At 71.7% G+C, this 13,323-nt stretch carries 13 protein-coding genes; all 13 read right to left on the bottom strand.

Annotated elements, in window-relative coordinates:
• Positions 1 to 5: 5 nt before the first annotated feature.
• Positions 6 to 797: a TSUP family transporter gene (locus RE421_RS08220; RefSeq protein WP_309808625.1), complete on the bottom strand. Its 792-nt coding sequence runs from the start codon at positions 795 to 797 to the stop codon at positions 6 to 8.
• Positions 798 to 816: 19 nt separating this feature from the next.
• Positions 817 to 2,598: a proline--tRNA ligase gene (locus RE421_RS08215; RefSeq protein ID WP_309808624.1), complete on the bottom strand. Its 1,782-nt coding sequence runs from the start codon at positions 2,596 to 2,598 to the stop codon at positions 817 to 819.
• Positions 2,599 to 2,663: 65 nt separating this feature from the next.
• Complete coding sequence (locus RE421_RS08210) at positions 2,664 to 3,497, bottom strand: hypothetical protein (RefSeq protein ID WP_309808623.1); 834 nt, start codon at positions 3,495 to 3,497, stop codon at positions 2,664 to 2,666.
• Positions 3,498 to 3,559: 62 nt separating this feature from the next.
• Positions 3,560 to 4,492, bottom strand: a complete 933-nt coding sequence (locus RE421_RS08205; protein WP_309808621.1) for a GNAT family N-acetyltransferase — start codon at positions 4,490 to 4,492, stop codon at positions 3,560 to 3,562.
• Positions 4,446 to 5,609 carry a flavodoxin-dependent (E)-4-hydroxy-3-methylbut-2-enyl-diphosphate synthase gene (ispG, locus tag RE421_RS08200; RefSeq protein ID WP_309808619.1) on the bottom strand — a complete coding sequence of 388 codons (1,164 nt, stop codon included), beginning with the start codon at positions 5,607 to 5,609 and terminating at the stop codon, positions 4,446 to 4,448. The genes RE421_RS08205 and ispG overlap by 47 nt, the downstream gene beginning before the upstream one ends.
• 64 nt (positions 5,610 to 5,673) lie before the next feature.
• Positions 5,674 to 6,423, bottom strand: a complete 750-nt coding sequence (locus RE421_RS08195) for a hypothetical protein (RefSeq protein WP_309808617.1) — start codon at positions 6,421 to 6,423, stop codon at positions 5,674 to 5,676.
• A 260-nt stretch (positions 6,424 to 6,683) separates the two neighbouring features.
• Positions 6,684 to 6,998: a YciI family protein gene (locus RE421_RS08190; protein ID WP_309808615.1), complete on the bottom strand. Its 315-nt coding sequence runs from the start codon at positions 6,996 to 6,998 to the stop codon at positions 6,684 to 6,686.
• A gap of 18 nt (positions 6,999 to 7,016) precedes the next feature.
• Complete coding sequence (locus RE421_RS08185; RefSeq protein ID WP_309808613.1) at positions 7,017 to 7,262, bottom strand: hypothetical protein; 246 nt, start codon at positions 7,260 to 7,262, stop codon at positions 7,017 to 7,019.
• A gap of 202 nt (positions 7,263 to 7,464) precedes the next feature.
• A complete protein-coding gene (locus RE421_RS08180) occupies positions 7,465 to 8,826 on the bottom strand; it encodes a site-2 protease family protein (RefSeq protein ID WP_309817215.1) in 1,362 nt (453 codons plus the stop codon).
• Positions 8,827 to 8,828: 2 nt separating this feature from the next.
• Positions 8,829 to 10,061: a 1-deoxy-D-xylulose-5-phosphate reductoisomerase gene (dxr, locus tag RE421_RS08175; RefSeq protein WP_309817211.1), complete on the bottom strand. Its 1,233-nt coding sequence runs from the start codon at positions 10,059 to 10,061 to the stop codon at positions 8,829 to 8,831.
• Between the two features lie 28 nt (positions 10,062 to 10,089).
• Positions 10,090 to 11,655 (bottom strand): tripartite tricarboxylate transporter permease, encoded by a 1,566-nt coding sequence (locus RE421_RS08170; protein ID WP_309808611.1) that lies wholly within the window; start codon positions 11,653 to 11,655, stop codon positions 10,090 to 10,092.
• Positions 11,648 to 12,217, bottom strand: coding sequence for a tripartite tricarboxylate transporter TctB family protein (locus RE421_RS08165; RefSeq protein ID WP_309808609.1), 570 nt, complete (start codon positions 12,215 to 12,217; stop codon positions 11,648 to 11,650). The genes RE421_RS08170 and RE421_RS08165 overlap by 8 nt, the downstream gene beginning before the upstream one ends.
• The gene (locus RE421_RS08160) at positions 12,217 to 13,233 is read right to left on the bottom strand and encodes a tripartite tricarboxylate transporter substrate-binding protein (protein ID WP_309808608.1); all 1,017 of its coding nucleotides are present in this window, start codon (positions 13,231 to 13,233) and stop codon (positions 12,217 to 12,219) included. The genes RE421_RS08165 and RE421_RS08160 overlap by 1 nt, the downstream gene beginning before the upstream one ends.
• Positions 13,234 to 13,323 lie beyond the last annotated feature (90 nt).

The raw sequence follows: 13,323 nt of genomic DNA, 5'->3' as shown, positions 1-13,323 counted from the left end.
CCCATTCAGACCCATTCAACGATCAGGTCGTAGCCGAGCTTGGCGATCAACACGAACACGACCACCAGGAACACGACCCGGATGAAGCCGGAGCCGCGCTGGATCGCCATCCGCGCGCCGAGGTAGCCGCCGATCATGTTGGCCACCCCGAGGACCAGGCCCAGGCCCAGCAGGATGTGTCCGGAGGGCAGGAAGAACGCGATGGCCCCGAGGTTGGTGAACAGGTTGACGATCTTGGCCTTCGCCGAGCCCTGCAGGAACGTGTAGCCCAGGATGGCCACGAGGGAGATGACCAGGAAGGTGCCGGTGCCGGGGCCGAGGACCCCGTCGTAGAAGCCGATCACCAAGCCGACGACGAGCGCCACCGCGAGGTGGCGCCGGCCGGAGTAGCGCAGCCCGGAGTCCCGGCCCAGCTGCGGCCGGGCCGCGGTGAAGACGGCCACGCCGATCAGGGCCAGGACGATCACCGGCTTGATGACCGCGGCCGGCAGCAGGGTCGCCACGATCGCCCCGCCGAAGCTGCCCACCAGGGCGACCACCGCCATCGGCAGGGCCGTGGACAGGTCCGGGTGCACGCGCCGGTAGTAGGTGATGGCGCTCGTGGTGGTCCCGAAGACGGACCCCAGCTTGTTGGTGGCCAGCGCCTGGACGGGGGTGATGCCCGGGACCATCAGCAGCACGGGCAGCTGCAGCAGCCCTCCCCCGCCCACCACGGCGTCGATCCACCCGGCGGCGAGCCCGGCCAGGACCACCAGCGCCAGCGTGGCAAGGGTGATGTCCTCGAGGCCGGTCAGCACGTCACACCAGCTCGGCCGGTCAGCCGGCGCGGACGGCGCGTGCGACCGTCTCGGCCGCCGCGTCCACCTCGACGCTGGTGGCCTCGCCGCTCGCGCGGTCCTTGACCTCGACGACGCCCTCGGCGAGGCCGCGGCCGACCACCACGGACGTGGGGATGCCGATGAGCTCGACGTCCGAGAACTTCACGCCGGCGGAGACCTTCTTCCGGTCGTCGTACAGCACCGTCAGTCCCTGGGCCTCGAGCTCGGCCACGAGCCGCTCGGCGGCGGCGAAGATCTCCTCGCCCTTGCCGGTGGCCACCACGTGGACATCCGCCGGCGCCACGGCGCGGGGCCAGACGAGCCCCTTCTCGTCATGGTGGGACTCGGCCAGGGCGGCGACGGCGCGCGTGACGCCGATGCCGTACGAGCCCATGGTCACCACGACCTGCTTGCCGTTCTCGTCCAGGACCTTCAGGTCGAGGGCCTCGGCGTACTTGCGCCCGAGCTGGAAGATGTGGCCCATCTCGATGCCGCGGCGGGTGTGCAGGGGTCCGGAGCCGTCCGGGGCCGGATCCCCGTCCCGGACCGCGGTGGCCTCGATGACCCCGTCCCCGGAGAAGTCGCGGCCGGCCACCAGGCCGAAGACGTGCTGCTGCTGCGCGTTGGCGCCGGTGATCCAGGCCGTTCCGGCGACGATCCTCGGGTCCACGAGGAACGGCAGCCCGGAGCCGTTGTTCGGGCCGATGTAGCCCTTGACGAGGGAGGGGTGCTGGGCGAGGTCGGCCTCGGTGGCCTGCTCCACGCCGGGCTCGCCGGGCACCTCGAGCAGGGCGCCGATGCCGGCCTCGAGGCGCTTGAGGTCCACGTCCCGGTCGCCGGGGACGGCCACGATGAACTGGCGGCGCTGATCGCCGTCCAGCACGGCGGTGAGCACGACGCACTTGAGGGTGTCCGCGGCCTCCCACCGGCCGCCGTCGCCGCGGGGCGCCAGCTGGTTGGCGACGTCCACGAGGGCAGCGATCGTGGTGGAGTCCGGGGTGTCCTTGACCTCGGCGGCCGGCAGGGCCGCGATCGCGGCCTCGTCCAGGGCGGCCGGGGGCACCGTGGTGACGGCCTCGACGTTGGCGCGGTAGCCGGCGTCGGACTGCACGAAGGTGTCCTCGCCGATCGGCGAGGGGTGCAGGAACTCCTCGGACCGCGAGCCGCCCATGGCACCGGCCTGCGCCCGCACGGGGACGACTTCAAGGCCCAGCCGGGCGAAGATCCGCAGGTACGCCTCCCGGTGGTCGGCGTAGGCGGTGTCCAGGCCGGCGTCGTCCACCGTGAAGGAGTAGGAGTCCTTCATGATGAACTCGCGCACACGCAGCAGGCCGGCCCGGGGGCGTGCCTCGTCGCGGAACTTGGTCTGGATCTGGTACAGGTATGCCGGCAGGTCCTTGTAGGAGGAGTAGTGGTCCTTGACCAGGAGGGTGAACATCTCCTCGTGGGTGGGGGCCAGCAGGAAGTCGGCCCCCTTGCGGTCCTGGACCCGGAACAGGGAGTCCCCGTAGTCCTCCCAGCGGCCGGTTCTCTCGTACGGCTCCTTCGGGAGCAGGGCCGGGAACTGGACCTCCTGGCCGCCGATCGCGTCCATCTCCTCGCGCACGATCGCCTCGACCCGGTTCTTCACCCGCAGGCCCAGCGGAAGCCAGGTGTAGGCGCCCGGGCCGGAGCGCCGGATGTACCCGGCGCGCACGAGCAGCTTGTGGCTGGCCACCTCGGCATCGGCCGGATCGTCACGCAGGGTGCGCAGAAACAGGGTGGACAGGCGCAGGGGCACGTCGGGGCTCCGTTCGAAGGGGGGAAAGGGGGTACGCAGTGGGTGGTTCGTGGCGTGGCCGGGTGTCAGCCGTCGAGCTCGGCGCGCAGGGCGTCGATGAGCTCCACGCCCTCGGCCGCGGTCTTCGGCTCGCCGCCGGCGGCGGTGCCGGCGAAGCTGATCAGGCGCTCGCCGTCCTGGACGTAGACGGTGGTGGAGGTGCTGTTGCCGGCACCGGCCGGCAGGGAGGCCCCCTCCACGGACACGGTGGTGCCGATGGTGACGGCCAGGGCGTCGTCCCCGGCGGCCTCGACGTCTTCCACCGTCATGGTGGCCTCTGCGGTCAGGCCCTCGCCCATCTGCAGGGTGTAACTGGGGCACGCCTCGGCGAAGTCGCCGAAGGCCGTCATCCCGGTGGCGGCCGCCTGTTCATCCGGGTACACGGAGACGCTGAGCATGTCCGAGGTCGCGCCCCCGGTCTCCGTGGTCTCCACCACCACGCCGCCGGTCATCTGTGTGCCCTCGGGCAACTCGCCGGTGGCGGCGGCCCGGCCGTCCGGGCCGCACTCGGCCGGGGTGATGGTGACGCCCTCGGCCAGCCCCTGGGTGGACTGCTGCAGCTCCTCGAGCTGGGTGCCGGAGACGATCTGGGCCTCGTCGCCGAGCACCGCCTTCAGGGCCGCCTCGACGTCCCCGGCCTCCGCGGCGGTCCCCGAGGCCGAGCCGGACGCGCTGGGCGAGGCCGAGGACTGATCGGCACCGGACGGCGAGGCGGACTCGCTGGCGGCCGGCGCGCTGGAGGAGGCGTCCGCGCCGCCGTCGGAAGAGCCGCCGCACGCGGCCAGTGTGAGGGTGAGCAGGCCGATGCCGGCGGCCGCAGGGAGGGCTGAGGCCTTCAGTGGGCGGTGCTGGCGGTTCATGTCTGGTCCCCTCGTGGATGCTGCCGGTGTTCCCGTCTGGCTAGGAAAAGCATAGGTCACCGTCAGAGCAATACCGTGGCGAAGGTGCCGACCTGTTCGAACCCCACCGTCCGGTAGGTGCGCAGGGCGGCGGTGTTGAAGCTGTTGACGTAGAGGCTCACCCAGGGGGCGATGCCGCGGGCGTGCTCGGCCACGGCCGCCACGGCCGGCGCGGCCAGTCCGCGGCCCCGGTGCTCCGGGGCCACCCACACGCCCTGGATCTGTGAGCAGTTCGAGGACACCACCCCGAGGTCGGCCTTGAACCGGACCTGTCCGGTCTCGTCCAGGTCCACCAGGGACCAGCCGTTGCGGATCAGGTCCTCCACGCGCAGCCGGTACTGCACGGCCCCGTTCTGCAGGGGGGAGAAGCCGAGCTCCTCCTCGAACATGGACACGCAGGCGGGAAGCACCGCCGAGAACTCGTCGTGGCGGGCCGGGCGGACCCGGTGCGAGGGTTCCACCGCGGGTTCCCCGGGCAGCACCATCAGCGGCTGGTCATCGCGGATCTGGCGGGCCTGCTGAGGGCCCCGGGACAGCTCCCGCCACAGGTGCAGGACGGGCTCACGCGGTCCGTAGACGGAGGCGAAGCGGCGGTGCAGGGCGGCCAGGGCCACCCCGAACAGGGCCCCGGACTCCGCATCGGCCCCGATCGGCACCACGTTCGCCCCGACCCAGCAGGCCGCCTTCAGGGCTCCGGGGCGCCCAAGGGTGGCCGGCGAGCCCGCGCCGGAGATGCCCAGGAACAGGGATCCGCCGGAGCGGACGGGGGACGCGTCCCGCCCCTTCTCCAGCGTGGACTCCACGAAGCAGTTCGCCACCGGGTCGGTGGCGGCCAGCGCGGTGAGGGCCGTGGTGTCGGCATGGCTCAGGACACGGACGGCGCCGCCGGTGGCCCGGCGGACGGCATCGTCAGGAGACGGTGACCACGGGCGCGCCCTGGACAGGATTCTGGCCATCAGCACCCTCCCCGCCTTCCTGCAGCCCGGACTCCGCGGCGATACGGCGGGCCTCGGCCAGCAGCGTCTCCACGATCTGGTCCTCCGGCACCGTCTTGACCACCTCGCCCTTGATGAAGATCTGGCCCTTGCCGTTGCCGGAGGCCACCCCGAGGTCGGCCTCCCGGGCCTCACCCGGCCCGTTGACCACGCAGCCCATGACGGCCACGCGCAGCGGGATCGTCAGGTCCTTCAGGCCCTCGGTGACCTCGTCGGCCAGCGAGTAGACATCCACCTGGGCCCGGCCGCAGGAGGGGCAGGAGACGATGTCCAGCTTGCGCTCGCGCAGGTTCAGCGACTGCAGGATCTGCAGCCCGACCTTGACCTCCTCCACCGGCGGGGCGGACAGGGACACGCGGATGGTGTCCCCGATGCCCTGGCCCAGCAGGTAGCCGAAGGCGGTGGCGGACTTGATGGTGCCCTGGAATGCGGGGCCGGCCTCGGTCACCCCGAGGTGCAGCGGCCAGTCGCCACGCTCGGCCAGCAGCTCGTAGGCCCGGGACATGACCACCGGGTCGTTGTGCTTGACGGAGATCTTGAAGTCACGGAAGCCGTGCTCCTCGAACAGGGAGGCCTCCCAGACGGCGGACTCGACGAGCGCCTCCGGGGTGGCCTTGCCGTACTTCTTCAGCAGGTCGGGGTGCAGGGAGCCCGCGTTGACCCCGATCCGGAGGGAGGTGCCATGGTCCGCGGCCGCCTTCGCGATCTCCTTGACCTGGTCGTCGAACTTCCGGATGTTGCCCGGGTTCACGCGGACCGCGCCGCAGCCGGCCTCGATCGCCGCGAAGACGTACTTGGGCTGGAAGTGGATGTCCGCGATCACCGGGATGGTGGACTGCTTCGCGATGATCGGCAGGGCCTCGGCGTCCTTGTCCGTGGGGCACGCCACCCGCACGATGTCACAGCCGGCGGCCGTCAGCTCGGCGATCTGCTGCAGCGTGGCACCGATGTCATGCGTCTTGGTGGTGGTCATGGTCTGGACCGAGACCTGGTGGTCCGAGCCGACCCCGATCCTGCCGACGTGCAGCTGCCTCGTCTGACGGCGCGGGGCCAGGACGGGCGGTGGTGCGGCGGGCATGCCGAGGCTGACAGGCAATTCAGGACTCCTGAGGGGTTCGGGGAGGGGTTCCTTCCGTCCCAGTCTACTGGTACGAGACGAACCAAGGCTGGGGCGAGACCTCCGTCATGGTCTGCTCCGGGGTGAAGGTCGGCGAGTCCTCGTCGATGAAATTCTTCCATCCCAGGCGCATCCCGGACGGGAGATCCTGCTTCAGCGAACGCCACGTCCCCTGCTTTTGTTCCGCCGAGCCGTTGCCGTCGGCGTGCACCATGACCACCAGGCCCTCGCGTTCGGCCACCTCGGCGCGGTCCGGGATCATCCGGGTCTGGAACTGGTGCAGGATCACGAGCTTCTCCGGGAGGTCGTGCTCGGCCACCAGGGCGGCCAGCCACTGCGTGGTCTCGTTGATCTCCGCCGCCGAGACCTGGCCGATCTGTTCCATGTGGCGCTGGCCGGGCTGCAACCGCCACTCGGGGTCCAGTGCCAGTCCCACGTGCGGGAGCACCAGCAGCTCCTCGAAGGCCTTCGCCTGGGTCGTGAAGTCCTCGGTCCCGGGCTGCAGGTCCAGCACCACGTAGGTGTCCGCCTCCCCCGCGGCCTCGACCCACTGCGCCAGCTGGTCGGCGTCCACGTAGGACGTGTAGTCGCCCGTGGGCCCGGGTGCGGCGCTGGCCACGGTGGCGATGATCTCGAAGGCCGGGATCACCGGCTCCTCGCTGAAGGGCTGGTACTGCTCCGCCAGCTCCGCGGCGCGTTCCAGCGCGGCATCCACGTCCTGCTCGCCCAGCAGGCCGAGCGAGCCGGTCCCGGGGGTGCCGTACAGCGCCACCATCCGGCGCCCCGGGAAGAGCGTGGTGCCGCCCCCGGGGAGTTCGGGGGTCGGCGTCGGGGTGGGGGTCGGCGTGGGGCTGGGTGTGGCGGTGCCCGACGTCGGCCCCGCGCCCGCGCCGGACGGCCCGCCGGAGTCCGGGGCCGGGGTGCAGGCGGCGAGGGCGGCGAGGGCGCCGGCCCCGGTGAGCCCGGTCAGCAGGTGACGGCGGTCCAGGTGACGGCGGTTCAGGTGACGGCCGGGCTGGGGTGCGCGTCCGATGCTCAGGCCCCGTCCCCGCGGATCGCGGCCGCGCGGTCACCGACCGCGCACGACCATTCGTGGACCTCGATGGTGGCGATCAGCCCGTGGTGCCTGAACGGGTCGCCGTCCAGCAGGTCCCGGACGGAACCGGAGTCCTCGGCCTTCACCAGCAGCAGGGCCGCGGCCGGGTCGTCCACATAGGCGCCCGCGGCCACCATGGCCGGCCCGAGGGAGACCAGGAACTCGCGGTGCGCGGCGCGGTGGACGTCCCGCTGGTCCGAGAGCCCGGGGACGTAGTGGTACTGGACGGCGAAGATCTTCTGTGGTTCGGCCATGGGGCCAGCGTAGGCCAGTCAGCGCACCCAGAGGTTCTGCGACACCTCGGTCCAGCCCTCCTCGGCCAGAGGTTCGGTGTCGGCGTCATCCGCCACGAGGGCGGCCTCGCCGTTCACGTCATCGAGGGTCACGATCATGCCGCGCGACTCCGTGGAGCATGCGACGCCCCCACTCTCGTCCGGTTGGTCCCGGGGCACGGGGACCAGGCACACGATGCCGCGGCTGGCGGCCTCTTCGCCGACGTAGTAGTCGATCCCGTCCACGGTTCCGAGGTGGCGTGCGGAACCCGGCTCGAGGATGCCGTGGGAATCGACCGCTTCGGGGATCGGACCTGCCGGCTCCTCCTCCAGGATCGCCAGGCTTCCCTCCCTCGACGCCCCCTCACACCCGGTCAGGGCAGGAAGGGCCAGCAGGGCGGCGACGGCCAGGCCCGCGGTGACGGGACGGACCGGAGGACCGGAGCCGTCAGAAGATCCGGATCGGGTCCACGATGTCCGCGATGATCAGCAGCACCCCCATGCCGAGCAGTGCGATGCCGACCACATAGGTCAGCGGCAGCAGCTTCGCGATGTCGAAGACCCCGGGGTCCTTCCGCCGGGTCAGCTTGGCCCAGCCGCGCCGGATGGACTCCCACAGGGCGCCGGCCACGTGCCCACCGTCCAGCGGCAGCAGCGGGATGAGGTTGAACACCATCAGGGCCACGTTCACCCCGGCCACGAGGGAGAGCAGCAGGGAGGCCTTGTCCTGGATCGGCACGTCCTCCAGCGCCGCGGCCTCGCCCGCGATGCGGCCCACGCCGACCACGGACATCGGCCCGTTCGGGTCGCGCTCGGCCGGGCCGAAGACGGCGACGGCGGTCTCCCACAGCTTCACGGGCAGCACCACCACGACCTCGGCGGTGGCCTGGAGCTGCTGGCCCATGACGCCGAAGGTCGCGGTGACGGGCTGGGGCACGTTCTCGACCAGCGAGCCCATGCCCACGAAGCCGACGTCCTCCGTCCGGGCACTGCCGTCCGGGTTGGTCTGCGGCCGGCCGCTGGAGTCCGTGACGGGTCGTTCGGTCAGCTCGGGGGTGATGGTGCCGGTCATCTCGGCGCCGTCCCGTTCCCACGTTATGGCGGTGGGCTCGCCGGCGCGCTCGCGGATGGCCCCGGAGAGGGAGTCCCAGCCGTCCACGGCCTGTCCGTTGAACGCGGTGACGGTGTCCCCGGGCTCGAGGCCGGCCTCGTAGGCCGGTGCGGGCGGATCCGAGGGCTCGCAGGCGTCCTCGCCCGTCAGCCCGCTGGCCGCCCGCTCCTGCTGGACGGCGGCGGGGACCACGCAGCGGAACACCTCGGACACGGTGGTCGTGGCGGTGGCCACCCCCGTGGTGGTGACGAGGATGGCGGTCAGCACGAAGGCGATCAGTAGGTTCATGAAGGGCCCGCCGAGCATGATGATGATCCGCTTCCACACCGGCAGCGAGATGAACATGCGCCGCTCGTCGCCCGGGCGCAGCTCCTCGGCGGAGAGCTGGCGGGCATCCGTGGCCATCTGCTGGAACAGGCCGGTGCTGGCGCTGCGGGGCCGCTCCCCCTGTTCGGGGTGTTCGGGCGGGTACATGCCCACCATGGAGACGTAGCCGCCCAGCGGGATGGCCTTCACCCCGTACTCCGTCTCGCCCCGCCTCCGGGAGAAGACGGTGGGGCCGAAGCCCACCATGTACTGGGTGACGCGCACCCCGAAGAGCTTGGCGGGGACCAGGTGGCCGATCTCGTGCAGGGCGATCGAGAGCGCGATGCCGAGGGCCACGGCGGCCACGCCGATGATGAACCAGAGGACCTCCATGCTCACCGCGCCCGCATCCAGCGTGAGCGCGCCGCGGCGCGGGCCCAGGCCTCGGCGGCGGCGAGCGCCGTCAGGCTCAGCTCCTCGCCGGCCAGGACGGTGGCCGGGTCGTAGTCCTCCACGGCGGCGCGGATCGTGTCCTCGATGTCCGTGAAGCCGATGCGCCCGGAGTGGAAGGCCTCCACGGCCTCCTCGTTGGCCGCGTTGTAGACGGCCATGTGGGTGCTGGAGGCCGCCGCCGCCTGCTTGGCGAGCCGGATGGCGCCGAACGCGTCCTCGTCGAGGGGTTCGAAGGTCCAGGTCGCCGCCCGGGTCCAGTCCACCCCGAGGCCCGCGCCGGGCACGCGGTGCGGCCAGCCGATCCCGAGGGCGATGGGCAGGCGCATGTCCGGCGGGGAGGCCTGGGCGATCGTGGAGCCGTCCGTGAACTCCACCATGGAGTGCACGATCGACTGGGGGTGGACCACCACGTCGATGGCGTCCAGGTCCACGTCGAAGAGCAGGTGCGCCTCGATGACCTCGAGGGCCTTGTTCACCAGGGAGGCGGAGTTGGTGGTGATGACCCGGCCCATGTCCCAGGTGGGGTGGGCCAGGGCCTGAGCCGGGGTGACGGACGCGAGCTGGTCCCGGGTGCGGCCGCGGAAGGGACCGCCCGAGGCGGTGAGGACCAGCCTCCGGACCTCGGCGGCGGTGCCGGAGCGCAGGGCCTGGGCCAGGGCCGAGTGCTCCGAGTCCACCGGGACGAGCTGGCCCGGTGCCGCGGCCCGCTTGACCAGGGCCCCGCCCACGATGAGCGACTCCTTGTTGGCCAGGGCCAGCAGGTGTCCGGCCTCCAGGGCGGCTAGGGTCGGGGCCAGGCCGATGGAGCCGGTGATCCCGTTGAGCACGACGTCGGCCCCCTCCCAGGCGGCGACCTCGGCCGCCGCGGTGGGCCCGGTGAACAGCTCCGGGCGGGGTGCGCGGACGCCGGCCGCGCGGGCGGCCGCCGCGATGGCGGTGGCGAGCTCGTCCGTGGTGGCGCTCGCGCTGCCGACGGCGCCGGCGCCGGTGGCCACGGCCTGGCTGGCCAGAAGCCCCGTGTTGGAGCCGCCGGCCAGCCCGGCGACTGCGAAGCGGTCCGGCGCCGCGGCGATCACGTCCAGCCCCTGGGTGCCGATCGATCCGGTGGAGCCGATCAGGGTGACCCGGCGCGGACGGGACGGTACACCGGTCGGGCCGGGGCCGGCGTCGTGCAGGTGGTGGGTTGGGGAGGTCACCGGTCCATTATGGCCGGACGGGCTGGGAGTCCTCCGCATCCTCTGTGGCGGGTTCGGACGGCAGCACCTCCGACTCCATGGCCCGCTGACGCCGCTTCATCCAGAACGAGAGGATGAAGATGATGACCAGGACCACGTAGATCCCGGCGGCGATCGGGGTGGAGACCAGGGCGAGGGGATCCCCCTGGGAGATCGCCAGCGAACGGCGCAGCTGGCTCTCGAAGATCGGCCCCAGGATCATGCCGACCACCAGCGGGGCGATCGGATACCCGTAGCGGCGCATCAGGAAGCCGAGCACCCCGACCACCAGCAGCAGGAGCACGTCCACCGGGGTGAAGTTCACCGAGAAGGCACCCATTGCGGCGAACACGAGGATCCCCGCGTACAGGTAGGGGCGCGGGACCTGGAGGATCTTCACCCAGATGCCGACCAGCGGCAGGTTGAGCACCAGCAGCATCAGGTTGCCGACGTAGAGGCTGGCGATCAGGGCCCAGACCAGGGCGCCCTCCACCTCGAACAGCAGCGGCCCGGGCTGGATGTTGTACCGCTGGAAGGCGACGAGCATCATCGCCGCGGTGGCCGTCGTCGGGATCCCCAGGGTCAGCAGCGGCACGAGGACGCCCGCGGCGGCCGAGTTGTTCGCGGCCTCTGGTCCCGCGACGCCCTCGATGGCGCCCCGGCCGAACTGCCGCTTGGCCGCCCCCTTGGCCACCTTCTTCTCCGCGGCGTAGGACAGGAACGTGGCGACGTCGGCGCCACCGGCCGGCATGGTGCCGATCGGGAAGCCGATGAACGTGCCGCGCAGCCAGGGCTTCCAGGAGCGCTTCCAGTCCTCCTTGCGCATCCACGTGGTCCAGCCCCCGGTCACGGGGATGATCTGGACCGCGCCGTGGCGCAGGCGGGAGGCCACGTAGAGCGCCTCGCCCAGGGCGAAGAGGCCCACGGCCACGAGGACGACGTCGATGCCGTCCGCGAGGAACGGGTTGCCGAAGGTGTAGCGCTGCTGGCCGGTCATGATGTCCACGCCGATGAAGGCGATGAACAGCCCCAGGCACAGCGAGGCGAGCCCGCGCAACACCGAGGCGCCGAGCAGCGCCCCCACGGTCAGGAAGGCCACCACCATCAGGGCCACGTACTCCACGGGGCCGATCTGGACGGCGAAGCGTGCCACCGAGGGTGCCACGAAGGTCAGCAGCACCGTGGCCACGGTGCCGGCGATGAAGGAGCCGATGGCCGCCGTCGCGAGCGCCGCGGCGCCCCGTCCGGCCTTGGCCATCCGGTTGCCCTCCAGCGCCGTGACGATGGAGGCCGACTCCCCCGGCGTGTTCAGCAGGATCGACGTGGTGGACCCGCCGTACATGCCGCCGTAGTAGATCCCGGCGAAGACGATGATGGCCGCCGTCGGGTCCAGGCTGTAGGTGATCGGCATCAGCAGGGCGACCGTCATGGCCGGGCCGATGCCCGGCAGCACGCCGACGGCCGTGCCCACCAGCACGCCACCCAGGGCGTACAGCAGGTACATCGGCTGCATGGCGACCGCGAAACCCTCCATGAGGGTGATCAGGTTATCCATTCAGGAATGGCACCCCTTCCAGCACTCCGGGGGGCAGCGAGACCCCCAGCAGCACGCCGAAGCCGTACTGCAGGACGAGGGCGATGATGACGGCGATGAGGGCGTTGCGCCACCACGGCCTGGCCCCGAGGGACCAGGCGGCCCCGAAGAACAGCAGGGCCGCGGCGGCCGCCCAGCCGAGCGGGACGATGAGGACGATGTGCACCACGACGATGCCCACGAGCTTGGCGACGGTGAGCCAGTCCGTGGGGATGTCCGGGTCCACGTCCTCACCCTCGTCGGCCTGGCCCCGGTGGCCCCGGAGGAGCTGGATGACCAGGCCGACACCGACGAGCACGAGGGCGCCCGAGATGAGGTAGGGCAGGGCGCGCGGACCGATGTCGTTGGCCGAGGACGGCGTCTGGATGCCGGCGCCGGCCACGAAGCCGAGGATGCCCAGCGCCAGGATGAAGACGGCGAAGAGCATCTCCCCGACCGGTACGCCCGGGGCGGCGGAACCGCCCCGGGGCACCTCTGCCGACGCGGGCCTGCCGGCCGGCGCGGCGGTTTCGGCGTGCTTCATCAGTCCAGCAGCCCGATCTCCGTCAGGATGGCGTTGACGTTCTCGATGTCCTCGGTCAGGAACGACTCGAACTCGTCACCGGCCAGGAACGCATCGGCCCAGGCGTTCGTCTCCAGGGTCTCCTGCCACATCTCGGTCTCCTGCAGGTCGGTGACCAGCTCGGTCAGCGCCTCGGCCTGCGCCTCGTCGATGCTGCCGGGGGCGACGACTCCGCGCCAGTTGGTCAGCTCGATGTCGACGCCCTGCTCGGTCAGGGTGGGCGTGTCCGGGATCTGGGGGGCCGCCTCCGCGCCGGAGACGGCGAGCGCCCGGAGCTCGCCGGCCTTGACCTGCTCGGCGTACTCGCCCACGCCGGAGATGCCGGCGGAGACCTTGTTGCCCAGCAGTGCGGCGAGGGACTCCCCGCCGCCCGAGTACGGGATGTAGTTCAGGTTGTCGGCGCTGATGCCGGCGTTCTTCAGCATCATGCCCGCGAGGATGTGGTCCACGCCGCCGGCCGAGCCACCCGTGATGGACACGTCCTGGCCGTTGGCCTCGATGTCCTCCACCAGGTCGTTGATGTCCTGGTACTCGGACTCGGCGGGGACCACCACCACCAGCGGCTCCTCGGTGAGCAGGGCGATCGGGGTGGTGTCCTCGATCCGGTTGGGCGAGTCGTTCGTCTCCACGGCACCGACCATGACGTAGCCCATCACCATCAGGGTGTTGGGGTCCTGCTCGGTGGCCAGGGAGGCCAGCCCGTTGGTGCCGCCGGCGCCGCCGACGTTGACCACCTGGCTGCTGCTGATCAGGTCGTTCTGCTCCAGGTCGTTGGCCAGGGCGCGGCCGGTCTGGTCCCAGCCGCCGCCCGGGTCGGCCGGGACGATGATCTTCAGGTCCTCGATGGCGGCGTCCTCCCCGGCGGTGGCACCGGCGTCGGTGCCGGTGCCGGCGGAACAGGAGCTCAGGACGAGGGCGGCGGTTGCGGCGGCGGCTGCCAACCCGAGGGGGCGGGTGAGGGTGCGTCGGGATTCCATGGGATAGTCCTCTTCGGTGCGGTAGACGGTGCTGGTGACGTGATGTGGATCACCATGCCGACGAGCGTAGGGAGGCCCCGGGCTGCCGCG

Source organism: Citricoccus sp. I39-566 (genome assembly GCF_031432995.1).
GTDB lineage: Bacteria > Actinomycetota > Actinomycetes > Actinomycetales > Micrococcaceae > Citricoccus > Citricoccus nitrophenolicus_A.
This window is presented reverse-complemented; position numbering and strand designations above follow the sequence as displayed.

Bases quoted from the DNA above. Each gene is read 5' to 3' on its own strand.
- RE421_RS08190 (WP_309808615.1), bottom strand. From the start codon at position 6,998: ATGGCCGAACCACAGAAGATCTTCGCCGTCCAGTACCACTACGTCCCC.
- RE421_RS08205 (WP_309808621.1), bottom strand. From the start codon at position 4,492: ATGGCCAGAATCCTGTCCAGGGCGCGCCCGTGGTCACCGTCTCCTGAC.
- RE421_RS08160 (WP_309808608.1), bottom strand. From the start codon at position 13,233: ATGGAATCCCGACGCACCCTCACCCGCCCCCTCGGGTTGGCAGCCGCC.
- RE421_RS08210 (WP_309808623.1), bottom strand. From the start codon at position 3,497: ATGAACCGCCAGCACCGCCCACTGAAGGCCTCAGCCCTCCCTGCGGCC.
- RE421_RS08165 (WP_309808609.1), bottom strand. From the start codon at position 12,217: ATGAAGCACGCCGAAACCGCCGCGCCGGCCGGCAGGCCCGCGTCGGCA.
- ispG (WP_309808619.1), bottom strand. From the start codon at position 5,609: ATGCCCGCCGCACCACCGCCCGTCCTGGCCCCGCGCCGTCAGACGAGG.
- RE421_RS08170 (WP_309808611.1), bottom strand. From the start codon at position 11,655: ATGGATAACCTGATCACCCTCATGGAGGGTTTCGCGGTCGCCATGCAG.
- RE421_RS08195 (WP_309808617.1), bottom strand. From the start codon at position 6,423: ATGGTGGCGCTGTACGGCACCCCCGGGACCGGCTCGCTCGGCCTGCTG.
- RE421_RS08180 (WP_309817215.1), bottom strand. From the start codon at position 8,826: ATGGAGGTCCTCTGGTTCATCATCGGCGTGGCCGCCGTGGCCCTCGGC.